This window comes from Metallibacterium sp. (genome assembly GCF_054637675.1).
On record NZ_JBTSRB010000053.1, the window covers coordinates 1 to 18,750 of the forward strand.

The following is an 18,750-nucleotide window of genomic DNA, read 5'->3' on the forward strand; positions in this document are numbered from 1 at the left end:
ACGGGCCTGTGCAGTGTGCTCCAGCGGCGCTTGTGCGGACAAGCACAGGCTCGTGCGCGCTGCTGCCACCCGATGCATGATCTCCGTCATGCCTGCGAAAGAACGTCACCACGGACTTGATCCGGGGCGGAAAGCATCCGGGCGCTATGCGGCGATGGGTGACGCATCGGGCAGGCGCCTCTTGCTGATGGAAAGAATCTCCAGTCCCACCAAGTGCCCATCGGCATCGTAATCAGCCAGGATGCCGGGCTCGATTTCGCGCGTCTGCGCAACTTCAGCCGCCGAAATCTCAAAGTAGGCCGCGTCCGCGGCAGGGTCGAATTCAAGTTTCATAGATCCTTCACCTTGTCATCAAAGAACGCCGTCACCACTGCAACGGGGGTCCGTGGTCTCACTGTAGATGACCCGCAAGACTCGGAAGCCCTGGTCGGCAACAACGGCCAAGGCATGCGCAAGCGCCGGATCATCAGGATCACTCCGTCCGCGCCGGACGCTCGAGCGCCGCTGCGACCCACTCGGGACGGATGCCGCGCCTGACAAGGCGCTTGCGGGCATGCTCGGTCAAGATGAAGCGCATGGCGTCTTCGATGCCTCCTGATGGCATGGCGATTTTATGCCCGTCCCACAACCGGGTTTCGGCGACCGGCCCGTCCGCCCAAACAAAAAATCCGCCTGCACCGCGCGGCCATCGTGGTCGTTCGCCATGTTGTACGCACCTACCAATCCGAATCCTCGCGCACGCAGCCAGGCGATCACTTCATCCGCCAGCGCCTGCCCCGCGTACAGCTCGACGAACGAGCATTCGCAGTACACCCACGCGAACGCATCCAGCAGGCTTGCGCAGCCGCGCAGCGCCTGCAGCTCGTAGCCTTGCACGTCCGGCTTGAGCAGGGCCGGCGCGATGATCGCCTCCTGCTTGATCACATCCTCCAGCCTGCGCATCTCGATGTGGGCCACCGCGGCTTCCGCCGTGCCGGGGAAAATCCGTTCCTGTTCGGCCGCGATCGGCAACAGCGATGACGAGTCGTCTGCGTATTCCGGTCCAACTGACCACCGAGTCCGGTAATGGCTGACCAGCGCTTTGGTGGTGACCGCACTGCTGATGGGCACGCCAGGTAGAGTAAGAGGCGGTAAGCCATAAGTTCAGCTTAAGGGCAAAAATATTAGCTGTATATGTCATTAATGACTGACAGAGCCACTTGCTTTGCTTTAATCATGATCTTACGATAGATCTAATAAGATGACTCCAATAGACGCTTTCACAATATAGGTATAATAATATGGCTATACATGGAGTACGTCGTACGACGGATGAGTGGCAGGCCGAGATCGGTCAGCGGCTGCGAGCGGCACGCATTCGCGCGGCGATGGAGCAGACCGAGCTGGCCGAGGCCGCGAACATCAGCGTCGGCACGGTGAAGAATCTGGAGGGCGGCGCGGGCTCATCCCTGCGCTCGCTCATCAATGTCCTGCGTGCCCTGCAGTTGCTGGGGGTGCTGGATACCCTACCGCCGGCAGACATGCCCAGCCCACTGCAGATGGTGCGATCTCACGGTCGCGTCCGGCTGCCGCAGCGCGTGGTCAAGGCGCGGGGCAAGCAGCACACGAACAAGGGACAGGAGTGATCCGTGGCAACAGCCTATGAACCGGTCGACGCGATCGAGGTCCATGCATGGGGCCACTACGTTGGCGCCATCGTCCCGTGGGCGGAGCGCCAGGGCGTCTACGTGTTCCAGTACGCTCCGCAGTGGCTGCGGCGCGGCATCGAGCTCGCGCCACTGTACATGACGCTTCGATCCGCGCCTTACAGTTTCGGAGACCTCCCCAGGGAAACCTTCCTCGGCTTGCCGGCACTGCTTGCCGACTCGCTCCCCGATGCGTTCGGCAACGCTCTGATCGACGGCTACCTCGCCAGCAAGGGTGTCCCCAGGAACGCTATCACCCCGCTGGACCGGCTTGCCTACCTTGGCGACCGCGCCATGGGTGCGCTGCAGTTCAAGCCTTCCCGCGCACCGCGGCAGCGCAAGCCCACGGCTATCGCGCTCAACGAACTCGTGATGGCCGCACGCTCGGCGCTGCGCGGCCAGTTCGACGAAGACCGCGAGATCCGCGCAGCCATCGCCCAACTGCTCCAGGTCGGCACCTCCGCCGGCGGCCAGCGTGCGAAGGCGGTGGTCGCCTGGAACCCGCGGACCGACGCGATTCGCTCAGGCCAGATCGACGCCGGCGATGGATTCTCGCACTGGCTGATCAAGCTCGACGGCGTGAAGCCGGCGGCCAAGGGCGACGCCGAGGAGCCTTTGGGCGAAGGCCAGCCCTACGGCCGCATCGAGTACGCCTACTACCTGATGGCGCGGGAGGCTGGCATCACCATGTCCGAGTGCCGCCTGCTGGAGGAAGGAGGCCGGGCGCACTTCATGACCCGGCGCTTCGACCGCGACGGCAGCACCCGGCACCACGTTCAGACCCTGTGCGCGATGGCGCACCTGGACTACATGCAGAAGGCTACGCACGACTACGGCCAGTTGTTCGATGTGGTGGAACAGCTCGAACTCGGCGCGGCAGCCAGGGCCGAGGTATTCCGGCGCATGGTCTTCAACGTCGCCGCTCGCAACTGTGATGATCACACCAAGAACCACGGCTTCCTCCTGCGCGAGGGCGGCCGATGGGAGCTCGCGCCGGCCTACGACATCACGCATGCCTACCGCGCCAACAGTCCGTGGGTGAGCCAACACCTGATGTCGGTGAACGGCCACTTCGACGACATCACCCTCAAGGACGCGCTAACCATCGGCGAACGCTGGGGCGTGCCCGACATGCAGGGCATCGTCGACCAAGTGAACGCGGCCATCGCCAACTGGCCCGAGCTCGCGGCTGATGCGGGCGTGCCAAGCAGGGACATCACGCAAATCGGCGCCGACCACCGGCCGCTAACGTGAACCCCACGTGGATGACGAAGGGAGGGTGGGAATGACGCCATGCGCGGCATGGCAATAGCTCGTCATCCCCGCGCAGGCGGGAAACGCTTTACAACAGCGAAGCTGGTTATCCAGACACAGTGCCCGTCAGCCGATGTCGCTGGATGACCATCTGTCGTGAAGCGCCTCCCGGATGCAGCGCAACGGAATCCGGGAACTCATTGCTCGCCCCGAATTCCGAGGCCTGACGGCCCTGCATCTGGGCGACTCGCTCGCCCCCGCACTGCCCTCCCAAACAAAAAATCCGCCTGCACCGCGCGGCCCACCTTTGTCATCCTGAGCGCAGCGAAGGATCTCGATCTTGCTCTTCCTTCCACCGCCCAAACAAAAAATCCGCCTGCACCACGCGACCATCGCGGTCGTTCGCCATGTTGTACGCGCCCAGCAATCCGAACCCTCGCGCGCGCAGCCAGGCGATCACCGCGTCGGCGAGCGCCTGCCCCGCATACAGCTCGACGAACGAGCATTCGCAGTACACCCACGCGAACGCTTCCAGCAAGGTTTCACAACCGCGCAGCGCCTGCAACTCGTAGCCTTGCACGTCCAGCTTGAGCCGCGCCGGCGCTGCGCGGCAATGTCCGCGCGCTGCAGCACATCCTCCAGCCGGCGCAACTCGACCTCGGCGCGGCCGGCTTCCTGCGTGTCGGGGAAGATCCGTGTCTGCTCGCTGCCGATCGGCAGCAGCGAGAACGAGTCGTCGCGCGCGCTCCCTTTGTCATTCCACCAGGATTCACGCCAGCAGTTCCGCGCCCAAAGCCGCGTCCACCACTTGTTCAAATCAAGGAGAAGGTCTTCAGTCGCCTACCTGATAGTGCTTCGCGTCGTCGCCAAGCGCACCAGATATTGTGATGGGTTTGGCAACCTTCGGGTGGACAAAGTTTCGGTGACTTCCCTTGCCGCTGCGGTCGACGAAGCCCGCTAAAGAAGTAGACCCTGCATCCGGGGTGTTGCACAAGATCGTCAGCCAGACACGATGGTGCGTCAAGACGGTTCTTGATTCGCGTCGAAGTTCAGCTGCAAAAGCCCCTCTCCCGCCGGGAGAGGGGTTGGGGGTGAGGGTTCGGCGCAGGACATATCGTCACCATGAATTCAGCAACGCCATGCTCCGTCCCGTACCCTCATCCGTCGCTTCGCGCCACCTTCTCCCGTCGGGAGAAGGAAAAACCAGCTGAACTTCAGCGCGAATCAGGAGACGGTTTCCGTGTTCTTGATCAATGAATTGCATGACCACGCCACGTTTTGATCGAGCAGGCAGGCCTTGCATATCGACGGATCTGAACCTCCCCACGGCTAAAGCCGGGGGGTTCCGGTACTGACGGCAGAGGTCTTTCCGGCTCTCGCCACCATCGCGGAGCGACGTGGTTACAACATCCGGAATCTTCCCCTGCGCCCCCGCACCCTTTCGAGAAAGAGCCGGTCATTCCGAGCGCAGCGAAGGATTTTCCCCGCGCAAGCCTTTCCGCCCACCTTTGTCATTCTGAGCGCAGCGAAGAATCTCGCTCTTGCTTCTGCCGCCCAAACAAGAAATCCGCCTGCACCGCGCGGCCATCGTGATCATTGGCCATGTTGTACACGCCGATCAGTCGCAGACCGCGCTCGCGCAGCCAGGCGATCACCTCGTCGGCGAGCGCCTGGCCCGCGTACAGCTCGACGAACGAGCATTCGCAGTACACCCACGCGAACGCATCCAGCAGGGTTTCGCAGCCGCGCAGCGCCTGCAGCTCGTAGCCCTGCACGTCCAGCTTGAGCAGCGCCGGCGCGGCGATGTCCGCGCGCTGCAACACATCCTCCAGCCTGCGCATCTCGATGTGGGTGACCGCGGCTTCCGCCGTGCCGGGGAAAATCCGTTCCTGTTCGGCGCCGATCGGCAGCAACGATGACGAGTCGTCGCGCGCCGACACATGCATCCGCGTCGTGCCCGCATGGTCCGCGATGGCATAAGGGTGCAGCACCACCAGCGCATTCCCTGCGAATACACGCCGGAACGTCGCCGCTGGCCCCGGCAACGGCTCGAACGAGTCGATGCGCGCGTCCGGGAACACATGCCGCACGGCCAGCGCGAATTGGCCGCGGTTGGCGCCGATGTCCACCACCGCGCGACACCGATCAAGCTGGCGCAGAACCACCGCGTGCTCAACACCCGCCGCCACGCGATGACGTCGCAGCGCTGCGCGCCAATCGGCCGCCCGCACGATGCGCAACAGCTTGGCAGCCTTGGCGATCAGGGTCGCTTCCTTGTCGGCTGCACGCTGCGCGCGCGCGCGATGACCTTCTCGTACTCGGCCGTCAACTGCCGCGCCACCACATCCCAGGTCCACTTGCGCTGCACCAGGGCGCGCCCCGCCGCGCCCATCGCCGTGCGCCGGTCCGCATCGGCCAGCAAGATACAAATGGCCTCGGCCACTTCGCCGGCATCGCAGCGCGTCACCAGTCCGGCGCCCGCGGCCGCGACCTCACCGTGGATATTGACCTGATCGGAGATCACCACCGGCGTGCCGCAGGCCAGGGATTCCGCCACCACCATGCCGAAGTTCTCGGTGTAGGACGGCAGCGCGAACACATCCGCATCCACGTAGGCATGCAACACGGCCTCGCCATCCAGGTGATCGACGAAGCGCACGACATCCACCAGACCCTGTCCGGCCACCCAGCCGCGCACCTTGGCGCCATAGCCCTCATTGTCCGGCCCCACGATGGCCAGCACCGCATCGGGACAGCGCGCACGCACCCGTGCAAACGCCGGCACCAGCAGGTCCAAGCCCTTCTTGAAGTTCAGGCGGCTCAAAAACAGCACCAGCGGCGCATGGCCAATGCCAAGCCGCGCTCGGAACGCGCCACGCGCCGGCAACGTGGCAAACCGCGCCCAATCCAGGCCATTCGGCACCACGAACGAGGGCGCGCGCAGCTTGAGGAACGCCGCGCGCTCGCGCTCATCCTCGGTGGTGTAGTGGATGGCCGAGGCGCCATGCAGGTTGGGCAGATCGAACCAGCGCTCATACAGGCGTTTCAGCGGCACGCTGCGCGAGCTTTGACGATAGAGGTAGGGATCGATGGCACCGTGAGGACAGATGATGTACGGCACGCCAAGCCGTCGGGCACAGTGCGCCGCAAAGGTTGAGGGGAAACGGTAAAGGCCGTGAACATGAATAACATCGTACGTTTTGATGGATTTGCGCAAATAAGTCCATAAATCAAACGATAAAAAAAGTGGTCTGAACTGCACCGAAGAAAGTCTGTAACGAACGCCATCTTGATCAAAGAACTGATTGGCTGTTACGGGCAAGACTCCACGTGGCGCATCAAGATTTGTCGACACGATATCCACATTCAATCCCGCAAGACGCTGCGCTTTGGCAACATCGTTCAGGACGGTTTGAACCCCGCCGAAAGTACTCGCCACGGCCTGAGCAACGTGCAGCACTTTCATTCAATTGCCCTAGGACGAGAATGGCTAATCACCGAGCGGTACCAGGCTATACTTGAGTCTATTCCTTCTTGCAATTTGACTACGGTATCCTCGGGTAATTTCACGATCATGTTGTTCGGTATGCACTCAGAAACGGTCAGCCTGAATAAACGCTCGCTATAAACTGGAAACTTGAAGCCAAGCCGCCGTAGTTGGTCGCCGACCATAGCTGCAAGTCGCCATAATTGAATTGGTGCTCGTCGAACTGGCTTCCCGCTCAGCCCTAAGGAAAATCCATTCATCCAATCGTAGTTATCTATCGTGGCATCCGTGATGTACCAGACGCCTCCAGCGACCTGTTCGGGGTTCTCAGCAAAGGCAACACTCAAAATCTGCTTGACAGCATTGTCGATATATCCATAGTGTTTGTAGATAGGCTGAAACCCCGGATGTACATAATATCTGCGTTCGAGATATCGCCACAGTTCGTATGGAAAAAAGGCATGCCCTGGCCCCCAGATATTTGTTGGCCTTATGATTGCCCAATTACGCACGCAATTCTTGCGAACAATTCTTTCCGCCGCAGCTTTGCTTTCACCATATGCGGTATAAGGCTCCAAATAATTATCGTCAATCGGTTTAAGCCCAGGTCTTACTACATACTGTGTCGACGTATTGACAAACATTCTGACGCTGTCTGTCGCGTTCACGCAGTCAACAATATTGGCTGTGCCAATTGTGTTATCTGGAAAATCGTTAATAGTCCGGCCATTAAGATTGGCTTTTGCTGCAAGATGTATGACGTGGGTGGGTTGAAATTCGTTAAATAAAGCTGCCAGTTCAACTTTATTTTTGATGTCGCACATTTTCCAAAATCTTTCTTGGGCTGATACTGCCGGAGGCTTTACATCCAAATTGACAAGATCATAACTACGCTTTACGATTTCATCTATCAAATGCGATCCGATAAATCCAGATCCACCGGTTACTAACAGCTTTACAGTCTTCACTGGAAACTCCGTATTTAAAACAAAGCGATTTCGTGAAAATTGAGCATTGGTCAGTTATTCATACTTGTTACTATGGCGCAAATTAGAAATATGATCTGCGCAGAAGACAATTCGGCCGAAATTACAGACGCGAGCTGTACCGTGGCGACAATTTGCTATCATTTAACCGTGCCACAGCTTAATTATATCTATATTGTCCATACAATTAATGATTTATTAGCGGTCAGGCGAGTAAAAATTTTTTATATTAATTCTTTCGCTGGAATTCCCATTCCCCTGAGAACCCAGCGAGTTGTTTCGCGAGAAAGTGATTCTTTCCGTCCCTTGAACCCGCGCAGATCTCCGAAAATCTTAAAGCCAGCAATTTTATGAGTTAGCTTATTTAAGCCTTCCGCAAAATCAAATACATCGATAAGCGCCGTTCGGGCCTGTTCATCGGACCAACTCTTCCCGTGAACAACCTTGTCTCGGATCACCTCGGCCCTACTAAGTTTATCCAACAATGCGGCATCCATTGAGTCGCCATATACGGTCTTGAAAAGCTCACGAAAGCGACCGCGTGACATGTGATCTTTATCAATTAACTCTTTCGTGAGCGCACTATTTGCCCAATGAAGCTTTACGATACCGCAATAGATTGTCATATGCTTCGCCATTTCAATTCGGGAAAAAACATACGACACGGACACATCCCAAGAATATCCAACTACAAGTTTTGGGAACTCAGGAAAATACTCAATTATTTCTTGCGATTTATTATTGAAATGAGCGAGGACCTGTTTATAATTTGCGGAAGATGTCATTTACTGTTTACTCCGAAATGCTCGTTCGATTGTTGAGGAGTGCAAGCCCGCCCGGCAACATCGATAACAGCGACAACAGCCTGCTCGACCTCATCCACGGTTATTGACCGGATGCAGGCTTTCTGCTTTTCAACGCACACATCCAACCGGCAACCTTCGCATTCCATGCGCCGGTACAACACGCGGTGCCCTTGACCCAGTGGAAACCACTCGCCTGGTCGATAGTTGGCGGCAAAAATAGCCACACACGGAGTGCCCACTGCGGCCGCCAAATGCATGGGTCCGCTATTGTGCCCAATGAATACTGCGCATCGCGCAAGCACTGCGGCTGAAGCGCGTACCGAAAGTTCTCCGCATAAATTGATGTAGCGCCTGTCCCATTCGTACGCGAGCAGTTCACAGCGCTCACGCTCACTCGCGGCGCCATCCAGAACCAGTCCGCAATCGGGATAACGTGTCGAGAGCCGCGCAAGCAGGGGGCGCCAACGTTCGTCCTCCCAGTCCCTGGCGTCTGCCTTGGTGCCGATGCTGACATTGATCAAACGACGGCCGCGCAACGGCGCGAGAACAGTATCGGCCTGTTCCAGTTCATGCTCTGTAAGCGTCAGTTCATGTGAGGCAGGAGCGTCGACGCGCGCATCGCCCAAGGCTGTGATACAGCGCGCCAACCGTGCGCCTTCAGATTCGTAGAGGCCTTGGCCGAGTAGACGCGAGCGTTGCTGCTCGGCACTGTAAGGCACACCGATCAAGCGCCGAATGCCACAAGCACGAAAAAACAGAGCATCGCGCCAGGCACGCACGCGCCCGCGCGGCTCCGCCAGATACACCAGCGTGTCCGCGTCAAGCGCGCGCAAGCGCTTGCGCAGCGCCAGCAAAGCACGCGGGCTGCGCAACCCAGATGGATATTCGATATAGCCATGCACCAAACCCGTGCCCTCCAACACGGCCGCCATCGGTGCCGCCTTGGCGCTGGCGCTGAAATTGGTCAACACCCAACGCTCGGCCTCAGGAAAGGCGCGCGCGACCAGCTTCAGCGCCGGCAAGGCAACGATCGTGTCGCCGAGCGAGCCGAGGCGATAAATCAGCACGCGGCGTGTCGGATTGTTCACGAGTCAGCCCAACGCACCGTTGTTTGGGCCTTTTGCAATGGGCCGCAAACATGAAGCGGGCCGGAGCCGCTGCATCCACTCGGCAAAGCACGGTACGCCCCGCCGCTGCATAGGTGGGCGGGATTGCCGAACCTTAGGATACGCATCGCGATGCCAGCCTTCATGTGCTTCGCCGGCCGATCAATACACGGCTCCCCCAGTAGGCCAACGCATAGAGCACCGCGATCTGCAGCCAGCCGCGCATGGGAATGCCAAGCAATCCCGCGAGACTCTCCGTACCAGTCGCCGCACTGGTGAACATGAAGACCAGCGAGAACAGCATGCCGATGACCAGCGGATTGAAGCGCACCCACCACGTGCCGGTCTGCCGATCCGTGCCCACCAGGCACCAGGCGTCGACAAAGGCGAATACGAGCGCGGACAGCAGCATCAATGCGAACGGCCACAGTGCCCCGAAGGTGACCTCGAGATCGACCAGCAGCGAGCCCTGGCGGAATCCACCGATCACGTAACGATTGCCGGTAGCGGCATACAACAGAAAATCGCCCGACGAGCCCTTGGTCACCGCAGCCTTGTCCACGGGCAAATCCAGCCCATCGATCAGCGGCTGCGGCATCAACGCCAGCACCTTGCCGTACTCGATGCCGCGGAAATAGTCGCGTTGCGGCCCGGCCATCTGGCGGGCATTGACCACGGCGTTGTCGACGAAGCGCAGATTGGCCAGGCGATTGAGAAACAGATTGTCGAAATACACCTCGCCAACACCGGCCTGTTGCAGCGCTGCAGGCTGCATCTGTTGCGCATACGTCTCGGCCACGCCACCCGCGCGATACACGCGCCAGGTCTGCTCGACGAGCTGCAGCGGCGTTAGCTCGGCGCGCAGGCCGCGCACCACCACCATGGCCATGGCCAGTTGCGTGACCGGGCCCACCACCAGCAGCACCAGCAGTACTAGGGCGATGAAGTTGCGCGGCCGCACGCGCGGCAAGCGCAGGTGCCCGCCGGCCACAAGATAGGCGTAAAGAATCAGCAGCGAGGCGAAACCCATCAGCAGATAGGCGCGACTGTTGGCGATAAACGACAGCACGACCAGCACGGCGCTATAAGGCAGCAAAGCCGCAAGCTGGCCCTTGGCGATGCGTTGCCGCGCCGACCATGCCGGCAACAAGAGCAGGACGTAGGGCACGTAGACGAAAGGCCGCAGCCCATTGAGCACGGCGTGACCAATACTGAGACCCCCGGCATGCTCCGCATAGGGGCGCACCAGGATGACCGCAACGATGCCCAACAGCCCCATGAGCCAGAGCTGCGCCAGGCGCGGCTCGCGGAAAAACCCAGTGCGCACATAGACGTGCTTGCGCAACGCATTGCGCAGGGCCCGCAGCGGTGCGCTGCGCGCGTAGAGCACATGACCGCCGATCAGCGCCAGCAGGCCCAGCAGCGCGTAGCCCTCGTCGAGCACCGGGTGGATCAGGTGATGCGTGACAGGCTGCAATGCCAGCAACTGTCCCAGCGGCGGCAGGGTGAAGTAGGAAAAGGTATAGCCCAGCAGCATCAGGCTGGAGATGGGCAAGCGCCGCAATAGATCCTGGCGCAAGGCATACGCGTAGCCCAGCCCGTTGCCCGCCAGCAACAGCGCGGACATGGCCAGGTTGTCGGCATCGAAGGCGATGGCCATTTGCAGGATCACGACGGCTAGCACCAGCGCCCACACCAAGTGCCGCAGCCGTCGCAAAGTTGTGGCGTTAGCGTACCCACGTGCCGCCCGCGAAGCGTGTGAGCACGATGAAACCAGCGCATCCACTCCGGATTCCTGGCTGAGCGACGGACTCATCATGCACCGCTGCCATGCGCCGGGCGCGCGTGCTCGCCCATGGCTGCTTGCAGAATCCGCGCCATCACCCGCTCGTTGTAGTGGCCATTGCGCAACGCGCGGGCATGGCCTGCCGCGGCGATGGCCTTGCGCCGTGGCTCGTCGGCCAACATCGCCATGCACTGCTCGGCACACTCGGCGCCATCGTTCCAGAACACCGCCTCGATGCCTTCCTCGTACATGGCGCGGTGCTCATCCGTGCGTTCGGCGCACAGCAACCCTCCGAGCGCGGGGATCTCCAGGCTGCGGGTGGTGTGCAGGTCGCGATTGCCTTTCGAGAGCAGCCCAAGGCAGATCTTGGCCGACTGGATGGCAGCGGCATAATCCTCGTCTTGATAAAGGCCAGGTCCACGCCAGTGAGCAGCGATCTGGGGCCATTCCCTGGCTTTGTGCCAGCGATCTCCCCATATCGAAAGGGGCACGCCGCGCTTGATCAATTCGGCCATGAAGGGCCCGCGCTCCGGCATCCAGGTGCCGATGAACGCCACCTCGCTGGCAAAGCGCTGCCGCTGGGCATCCGTCAGCTCGCGTGGGTGATGCGCCATCTCGTCGGCGCTCCTGTACACGTGGATCACTGCACGGGCGCCAAGCGCCTGTGCTTCGGCCAGGTTCGGCGCACGCACCACGGCCAGCAGGTCGTATTCCGGAAGGGCGGCTTGATAGCGGCGAAAGCGCGACCCATCACGACCATTGAAAGGATCATCGATGGTGTAGTTGACGATGGGCACAGAGAATGCGCGCAGTCTCTTGATCAATCGCTTGCCGAGGAATGGCCCTTGATCGACCCAAATCAGATCGGGGCGTGCCTGCGCCACCTCGAAAACGATGCGTGGCTCGATGAGTGGGCCGATACCAATGCCGCCCGCGTGATACAGCCAGCGACTGACCCAGATGGAACGCCCCAGCCATGACCACGGGTCGATCAAGATGACGGTGTGGCCCAAGCGCTCCATTGCTTGCGCGCGATGCAGCGAGGTGCCTGTGGCCGGGCCGATATAGGCAATGCGCATCACCCACCCCGCACGGCAACGGCCAGCAGATTCTGCGAGTAAATAGCCCTGCGATCCAGCGCGCCGGTTTCGACTGCGCAGTAGAACATCAGACCTGCGCGGATGACCGCCCACAAGCCTGCGCGCGCCAGACTTTTCAGGCCATGCGGTACCGGCTTATCCTCGAAGCAACGCACTTGCGAAAATCCGCTGCTCATGAGTAGCTGCGCCAAGGATTGCCACGTGAAGGCTTGTTCATGGGTGTAGTCGCCGTAGCGAATACGCATGCCAAACGGCGATTCCGCATTGGGCGCATGGATGATCCAGCGCCCCCCCCGCTTGAGTACGCGGCCAACTTCATCGACCAAACCCACGAGCTCAGCCTTGGTGAAGTGCTCGATCACGTCGAAGGCAATCACCACATCGACGCTGGCGACCGGTGTTTCCGCCAGGGTCTGCATCACATCGCCTAGAGCAACGCCCGCGATGCTGAGCTGTCGCGCCGCTTCCACCTGCTCGGCCGAGCCATCCACGCCACGCGTATTGACATAGCCCGACTGCTGCAACGCATACAGCAATGCGCCGTGCCCGCAGCCGAGTTCGAGAACCGTGGCCTCGCGGTCCGGAGGCATGCAGCGTGCGATCAGCCGGCGGAAATACGGCAGTCTCGGCGCGAGGCCCGCGAGCGTAGCCGGCGCCAGGGATTCGTTGCGCGCACTGTCATAGGCACCATAGATCCTCTCGCGGTAGCTAGCTGCAGCGTGTTGAACGGTCATCGGGACATCTCCGTTTGTCCGCGCCCAGCGCGTTGCGAGCGTGCGCGCTGTAGCGCAGCCACCATTGTGTCGCCATAGCTCGACCAGCCTCCCAACTTCTCGCGCACCGTCCGCAAGGCCGCCTCGCTCATGCATTGTCTCAATGATGGATCGTCAGCGAGCTGCTGCAATCGCTCGGCGATAGCGCCCGGATTGCGTACCGGCACGATAAACCCTTCATTGCCATCCTCGAACAAATCGCGCGCGCCCGTGTGTTCCGAGGCGATGACCGGGCATCCGCAGGCCATGGCCTGCGCCAGGACCAAGCCAAAACCATCCTGAATGCTGGGCAGCACCATGACGTGAGCGCGGCTTAGCACCTCCTGCAACTGTACTTGAGGCAGATGGCCCACGAAGCAGACAGCCGGATCAAGCTGTTTGCCGCGCAGCCAATGGCGGATTTCATCCGTCACGCCGCCAACGAAGGTCAGGCGCTTCGCAGGATGGCGCAACATAGCGAACGCAAGCAGAAGATCAGCCACGCCCTTTTGTACAGACGCCCCCCCAACAAAAAGCACCTCGAATGCATTCGATGAGGGTTCGGCAACCATCTGGAAGCGTGACAGCTCTACTCCATATGGCACCTTGGCGAGGTTGCTCTCAGGTACACCATATTCGACGAACGTGCGCAACACGAACTCCGATGGAACCGTGATCAGGTCGGCTTGCTCGTATTCGCGACATTCCTTGTCCACCACATAGCGGTCGATGCCGCGGTAAGTAATGCCTTGGCGTTTGTATTCCTCACGCAGCAGGACATCCTGAGCGCGGATGTGCGTAGAGCCGCGGTCACACACATAGATGCCGCCACGCGATTGTGCAACCAGCCCCGCATGCAAGCTGGCGCAGGACAGGCCGATATACACATCACAGTCCGGCATCGCTCGCGCCACGTGATGGTCAAAGCTCTCAAGCAACAAGCGTGCGGCGTACTGCTCTCTCCTGCCGCGCAATACGCCGTACTTCATTAGCGCCATATAAGGCACTTCAACCCACGGAAATGTGCGCAGGAACGCGTGGGGAACGCTCGCGTCGCGCAGTTTCCATCGCGGATACCCCGTGAAGAACGCGCGCAGCATCCCGCGCGCTGCCAGCTCACGGGCCAAATCGTGGTGATGAAACCGGCCATGACTTGAGTGGACGACTTGCAACTTCGGGGCTTGCCGCATCAGCGTCATAAACACGTCACTCCAGGCGCAGCAGTCCTTGCTGCATTGGCACGAAGCATGGTAAACGCCGCATAAGCCACGTAGCCGGTCGTCAGCACATCGCCCAGAAGATACGCAAGTCCCGCGAAATGCAGCTTGCCAGTCGCCAGCAAAAGCACGTACGCACCTGCTACGGAAAGCGCCGCACTCAGCGCAAACCATGCCGCAGCAGTGACGTGGAGATTGGCAGATTTCAGCATCGTCAGCGCGCCATGCCAGAGCGAAGCCACGACCGTTGCCATCAGCAACCAGTCGAAAAGGCGCGCATCCATGGCGACTTGTCGGTGCGTCCACAGGCCCAGAATGATGCGGCCCGTAAACAGCAGCAGCGCCGCACCCGTCGCCGCCATCAGCGCCTGCGCCAGCAGCATTCTGCCGAACAGGCGGCGCAGCAGCGCCCCGTCGCCACGGCCATAAATCGCCGCGAACTCGGGCTCGAAGGCATGGCTGAGCACACCGGTGCCTTGCCGAACGATGCCAGTCAGCGTGCGCAACGTGCTGAATACCACCACTGCGAGTGGCCCGAGCGTGACGCCGATCACCAGCACCATGCCCTGGATATTCAGTGCAACCGCCATGGGCATGGACAGGTTGGCCAGAGCCGGTGTGCTGAGACGCTGCAGTTCCGCGAAGCGGGCGTGCGTCAGGCCCAGGCGCAAGTCGCGATGGCGACGCAGCAGTAAAGCCGTTACCAGAGGGGTCTGCGCCACGCGTATCAACACAAACGCCGCCGCCGCCGCAACCGGCCCGTAGCCGGCTAGTGCCAATAGCCAGATCGAGGCCATCTGCAGCAGCATCGTGGTGGAACCGATCGCGACATGCAGGGCATAGTCGCCGTGTGAGCGGAATCCGGCGTGGTTGACGCCATCCACGAGCTTGATCAGCACCTCGGCTGCAAGCAACCCGAGGATCCAGCGCACCTGGGCGACATCCAACTGCGCCAGATGGAACCAGTGCTGCAGCGGCAGCAGCGCAAACAGCAGCGTGGCGACGAGCAAGCCGATCAAGGCCAGCGCATAGACCAATACCGAAAGGCTCTGGAACACCGCGAGCGTGCCAGCTTGGTCACCGCGCGCCATGCGCGCCGTCATGTCATTGCCTGCCGACTGCGAGAAGCCCAGGTCGGTCATCGACAGGTAGGTGGGGATGGCCGCCAGGATCAGCCACTCGCCATACAACTGCGTGCCCCAGGCATGCAGCAGGATCGGCACACCGAGCAGTTGCACGACGATGGTCACCACCTGCCCGTAGGCATTGGCACCGATACCATGCACGAGGCGGCGGATGACGTGGTGATCCATGGTCAGCTCTGGTCCGCCGTGGCTGCGCCGCACGCAGGCCCTGGCCCATGTGTTGCGCGGCTGCCTGCGATGCGCCCGGAGCTATGCAATTCCGTCAGCGCCTGTCTGACTTTCCTGGCACGCGCAACAGGCATCCACTCCCCCCGGTCCATGTCAACGCTGCGCACGTTGCGGGTGCGCGCCACGCGCTGCGGCGCCACCCTCCTCACAGCGGAGTGGAAAGTATAGGGGCCTGATCGCCGCGAAAGCGGCCGCGCGCACGCATGGCAATCTTACGATCGCGACAGGACTCCATCATGGGGGGCCGCGGTGGTTGCCGCGGAGTTTGTGCGCGGCACACGCGCAGGCCCCGCCACGCCCGCTCGCCCACGAAGGTCAGCATCTGCAGCAGCGCCGGGATGCCGCCATCCAGCAAGCGCACGAGACGAACGGCGACGCTGGCCATGCGGCGACTGCAGCGGACGGGCACGAGCTTCTGGATGACCCCATGGATGACCAGCTTCGCTGTTGTGAAGCGCTTCCCGCCTGCGCGGGGATGACTGATGCTGATCGATCTTGGCCGCAATGATGTGCATGGATCCCCGCCTGCGCGGGGATGACGGCAAGAGGCGACTGGATGACCAGCTTCGCTGTTGTGAAGCGCTTCCCGCCTGCGCGGGGATGACGGCACAAGACTCGGGGTCGCGTCGTCGCGGTTGTTGTGGCGGGGCAAGCGGCGGTCATTCACGCGCGGCTCCGCGCAGCGCATGGCTTTGGACTTGCCGTGCAAACGCGCTGAAGTCGTGCAAGTGCGTCTGCGCGATGGCGTGCACGACATGCCAGTCGATGGCGCGGTAACTGTGCACGGCCACATTGCGAAAACCCACCGCGCGCCGCAGGCGCTCGGCAAGCTCGGCGTCGATCACGCCCGCCGCGGCCAGGCGCGTGAAGCTTTCGGCCATGCTCTGCGGCGCGGCGCTGGCGGAGTCGGCCAGCACGTGCGCGGCGAGGTCCACGCACCGTTGCACCGCGCGCGTCAGGTTGAGGGTGATGATGTCTTGCGCATCCACATCGCGCGTCAGCTTGGCCACCGTCGGCGGACAGTTATCCTGCACGCGCTGCAGGCAGTGGCGCAGCGATTCCAGCTTGTGTTCGATCAGCGCCCGATCCATCGCCGCCTCCGCTCGTCGAGGATGCGCTGCTGCAGCGGCACGAAGTCAGCCACATCGGTCAGGTGGCGGCTGAGCAAGGCGCCGTGGCGGGTGCTGTCGCCCAGCACACGCACGCCGTGGCCGAGGATTTGCCCGAGCAGCGGCTCGCCGGCGTCGGCCAGATCGATCAGGTCCACCGCGCGGCCGCTGGCCGTGGCCAGGTCGCCGATCAAGGCGATGATCTCATCGCTGTGCAGGGGACGATCGGCGCCCACGGCCAGGTCGAGGTCACTGTCGGGCCGCGCCGTGCCACGCGCCAGCGATCCGAACAGCATGGCGAAGTTCACCTGTGGATGCCGCGCCAGCACGGCGCGCAGTGGGTCGATGAACTCGGGCAGCGCCACGGGATGGGGTTTCATGTCAGGCCGCCTCGGCCGCGGCACGAGCTGGATCCCGGCTCGGCCCTGCGGGCCGTCCGGGATGACGTTGCTTTATTGTTGTCATTCCCGCGCAAGCGGGAATCCAGTGTTCCTGCCGTGTTGTCGTCGGTCTCTGCCGTGTTGTCGTCATTCCCGCGCAGGCGGGAATCCAGCGTTCCTGCCGTGTTGTCGTCATTCCCGCGAAAGCGGGAATCCAGTGTCTCTGCCGTGTTGTCGTCATTCCCGCGCAGGCGGGAATCCAGCGTTCCTCCCGTGTTGTCGTCATTCCCGCGAAAGCGGGAATCCAGTGTTCCTGCCGTGTTGTCGTCATTCCCGCGCAGGCGGGAATCCAGTGTTTCTGCCGTGTTGTCGTCATTCCCGCGCAGGCGGGAATCCAGCGTTCCTGCCGTGTTGTCGTCATTCCCGCGCAGGCGGGAATCCAGTGTCTCTGCCGTGTTGTCGTCCTTCCCGCGCAGGCGGGAATCCAGTGGCTCTGCCGTCGCAGGCTGGATCGCAGCAAGCTGCACCGCCGCGACGCGCGCAGACGCGGCGCTGGATCCCGGCTCGGCCCTGCGGGCCGTCCGGGATGACGTTGCTTTATTGCTGTCATTCCCGCGCAGGCGGGAATCCAGTGGATCTGCCGTTGCAGGCTGGATCGCAGCAGGCTGCACCGCCGCGATGCGCGCAGACGCGGCGCTGGATCCCGGCTCGGCCCTGCGGGCCGTCCGGGATGACGGCAAGAAAATTGGGCGTGTCATTCGGGATGACGCGTCGCGAGCGGCGCTGCGGATGCTGGCGGCTTGTTCGGGGGTCAGGTGCATGGCTCAGTGGGCCGGGTGGTGCAGTAGTTGCTGGATGCGCGGGACGAATGTATCCAGGATGTCCAGCACCTGGGCCGCGGCGGCCATGGCCACCAGCAAGTGCGCATGGCGCTGGGCAATGGTTTCGGGGTAGTCGTGGGCGAAAGCGCTGCGGATGCGGCGCAGCTCGGCCCATTGCGCGGCGGAGGCCAGCCAACCCAGTTGCTCGAGCCGGTTGAGGCGATCGGCGACGGACAGCGCGGTGATGTCTTCCTGCAGTGCACGCAGGATCGCGGGCATGAGGCGTGCGCCCATGTCGTCTTGCAGGCGCGTGTAGCGGTAAGCGAACTGATCGAGTAGGCGGCGATCGTCCTTGCGCAGTCGGCCGAAGTCCTGTTCCTGCAGTTGGCGCTGATGCAAGTCAGCCAAGGCTTCTGCGTGCCCGAGGCAGGTGTCGCGAGCATGCGCCAGGGCGAGGGATTCCGGCGCCGTGTTCACAGACGCAGCCCGGTTTCATGGGCGATACGCACGATGGCGCGGGCGTCGCCGGGGTGCTGGATGACGACATCGATCTTGCGCTCGCCGAGGCTGTCTTCGAGCTTGCCGAGAAAACGCACTTTGCGCATGAAGGCATCGACTGCGGGCAGTTGCGCGGTTTCGATCAGCAGGTCGATGTCGCCGCCGCGCTTGCTGTCGTCCACGCGCGAGCCGAACAGCCACACGCGCGCATCGCTGCCGAACACCTCGGCGGCGGCGCTGCGGATGCTGGCGGCTTGTTCGGGGGTGAGGCGCATGGGTTCAGTTGAAGTTCGTCATTCCCGCGAAAGAACGTCATCCCCGAATGCTTGTGTCGGGGACGGGAAACCAGGTGTGTTGGTGGACTGGATCCCCGCCTGCGCGGGGATGACG

21 protein-coding genes are annotated in these 18,750 nt (G+C 61.8%); 2 read left to right on the top strand and 19 right to left on the bottom strand.

All coding sequences use genetic code 11. From position 1 onward, the window contains the following. Nucleotides 1–144: 144 nt before the first annotated feature. Both ACYDAT_RS13280 and ACYDAT_RS13285 read right to left on the bottom strand, forming a co-directional pair. Nucleotides 145–333: a DUF2283 domain-containing protein gene (locus ACYDAT_RS13280; protein ID WP_461440006.1), complete on the bottom strand. Its 189-nt coding sequence runs from the start codon at nt 331–333 to the stop codon at nt 145–147. Nucleotides 334–561: 228 nt separating this feature from the next. Further along, nucleotides 562–1,110, bottom strand: a complete 549-nt coding sequence (locus ACYDAT_RS13285) for an FkbM family methyltransferase (RefSeq protein WP_461450655.1) — start codon at nt 1,108–1,110, stop codon at nt 562–564. Nucleotides 1,111–1,280: 170 nt separating this feature from the next. Between ACYDAT_RS13285 and ACYDAT_RS13290 the strand changes: the two genes are divergently transcribed. Beyond that, a complete protein-coding gene (locus ACYDAT_RS13290; RefSeq protein WP_461440733.1) occupies nt 1,281–1,625 on the top strand; it encodes a helix-turn-helix domain-containing protein in 345 nt (114 codons plus the stop codon). Nucleotides 1,626–1,628: 3 nt separating this feature from the next. Beyond that, nucleotides 1,629–2,939 carry a type II toxin-antitoxin system HipA family toxin gene (locus ACYDAT_RS13295; RefSeq protein WP_461450657.1) on the top strand — a complete coding sequence of 437 codons (1,311 nt, stop codon included), beginning with the start codon at nt 1,629–1,631 and terminating at the stop codon, nt 2,937–2,939. A 310-nt stretch (nt 2,940–3,249) separates the two neighbouring features. On the opposite strand, the gene ACYDAT_RS13300 is transcribed toward ACYDAT_RS13295, so the two are convergent. The 17 genes from ACYDAT_RS13300 to ACYDAT_RS13380 form a co-directional block, all read right to left on the bottom strand. Continuing rightward, on the bottom strand, nt 3,250–3,519 hold the full coding sequence (locus tag ACYDAT_RS13300; protein WP_461450659.1) for an FkbM family methyltransferase: 270 nt from the start codon (nt 3,517–3,519) through the stop codon (nt 3,250–3,252). A gap of 931 nt (nt 3,520–4,450) precedes the next feature. Then, complete coding sequence (locus ACYDAT_RS13305; RefSeq protein WP_461450691.1) at nt 4,451–5,170, bottom strand: FkbM family methyltransferase; 720 nt, start codon at nt 5,168–5,170, stop codon at nt 4,451–4,453. A 29-nt stretch (nt 5,171–5,199) separates the two neighbouring features. Beyond that, a complete protein-coding gene (locus ACYDAT_RS13310) occupies nt 5,200–6,405 on the bottom strand; it encodes a glycosyltransferase (protein ID WP_461450661.1) in 1,206 nt (401 codons plus the stop codon). Beyond that, nucleotides 6,402–7,394 (bottom strand): NAD-dependent epimerase/dehydratase family protein, encoded by a 993-nt coding sequence (locus ACYDAT_RS13315; protein ID WP_461450663.1) that lies wholly within the window; start codon nt 7,392–7,394, stop codon nt 6,402–6,404. Before ACYDAT_RS13315 ends, ACYDAT_RS13310 begins: the two co-directional genes overlap by 4 nt. 242 nt (nt 7,395–7,636) lie before the next feature. Continuing rightward, a complete protein-coding gene (locus ACYDAT_RS13320) occupies nt 7,637–8,197 on the bottom strand; it encodes a hypothetical protein (RefSeq protein ID WP_461450665.1) in 561 nt (186 codons plus the stop codon). Next, nucleotides 8,194–9,306, bottom strand: a complete 1,113-nt coding sequence (locus tag ACYDAT_RS13325) for a glycosyltransferase family 9 protein (RefSeq protein ID WP_461450667.1) — start codon at nt 9,304–9,306, stop codon at nt 8,194–8,196. Before ACYDAT_RS13325 ends, ACYDAT_RS13320 begins: the two co-directional genes overlap by 4 nt. Nucleotides 9,307–9,466: 160 nt before the next feature. Further along, nucleotides 9,467–11,023: a hypothetical protein gene (locus tag ACYDAT_RS13330; RefSeq protein WP_461450669.1), complete on the bottom strand. Its 1,557-nt coding sequence runs from the start codon at nt 11,021–11,023 to the stop codon at nt 9,467–9,469. Nucleotides 11,024–11,139: 116 nt separating this feature from the next. Then, complete coding sequence (locus tag ACYDAT_RS13335; protein WP_461450671.1) at nt 11,140–12,303, bottom strand: CgeB family protein; 1,164 nt, start codon at nt 12,301–12,303, stop codon at nt 11,140–11,142. Continuing rightward, nucleotides 12,189–12,944 (bottom strand): SAM-dependent methyltransferase, encoded by a 756-nt coding sequence (locus ACYDAT_RS13340; protein WP_461450673.1) that lies wholly within the window; start codon nt 12,942–12,944, stop codon nt 12,189–12,191. The genes ACYDAT_RS13335 and ACYDAT_RS13340 overlap by 115 nt, the downstream gene beginning before the upstream one ends. After that, nucleotides 12,941–14,161: a glycosyltransferase family 4 protein gene (locus ACYDAT_RS13345; protein WP_461450675.1), complete on the bottom strand. Its 1,221-nt coding sequence runs from the start codon at nt 14,159–14,161 to the stop codon at nt 12,941–12,943. Before ACYDAT_RS13345 ends, ACYDAT_RS13340 begins: the two co-directional genes overlap by 4 nt. Next, nucleotides 14,158–15,492, bottom strand: a complete 1,335-nt coding sequence (locus ACYDAT_RS13350) for a lipopolysaccharide biosynthesis protein (protein WP_461450677.1) — start codon at nt 15,490–15,492, stop codon at nt 14,158–14,160. Before ACYDAT_RS13350 ends, ACYDAT_RS13345 begins: the two co-directional genes overlap by 4 nt. Nucleotides 15,493–15,697: 205 nt before the next feature. Then, nucleotides 15,698–15,937, bottom strand: coding sequence for a hypothetical protein (locus tag ACYDAT_RS13355; protein ID WP_461450679.1), 240 nt, complete (start codon nt 15,935–15,937; stop codon nt 15,698–15,700). A gap of 274 nt (nt 15,938–16,211) precedes the next feature. Beyond that, nucleotides 16,212–16,643 (bottom strand): type VII toxin-antitoxin system HepT family RNase toxin, encoded by a 432-nt coding sequence (gene hepT / locus ACYDAT_RS13360; RefSeq protein ID WP_461450681.1) that lies wholly within the window; start codon nt 16,641–16,643, stop codon nt 16,212–16,214. After that, on the bottom strand, nt 16,628–17,041 hold the full coding sequence (gene mntA, locus ACYDAT_RS13365) for a type VII toxin-antitoxin system MntA family adenylyltransferase antitoxin (protein ID WP_461450683.1): 414 nt from the start codon (nt 17,039–17,041) through the stop codon (nt 16,628–16,630). Before mntA ends, hepT begins: the two co-directional genes overlap by 16 nt. After that, complete coding sequence (locus tag ACYDAT_RS13370; protein WP_461450685.1) at nt 17,038–17,862, bottom strand: hypothetical protein; 825 nt, start codon at nt 17,860–17,862, stop codon at nt 17,038–17,040. Before ACYDAT_RS13370 ends, mntA begins: the two co-directional genes overlap by 4 nt. Before the next feature lie 3 nt (nt 17,863–17,865). After that, a complete protein-coding gene (locus ACYDAT_RS13375; protein ID WP_461450687.1) occupies nt 17,866–18,270 on the bottom strand; it encodes a hypothetical protein in 405 nt (134 codons plus the stop codon). A gap of 65 nt (nt 18,271–18,335) precedes the next feature. Beyond that, a complete protein-coding gene (locus ACYDAT_RS13380; protein ID WP_461450689.1) occupies nt 18,336–18,635 on the bottom strand; it encodes a nucleotidyltransferase domain-containing protein in 300 nt (99 codons plus the stop codon). Nucleotides 18,636–18,750: the final 115 nt, after the last annotated feature.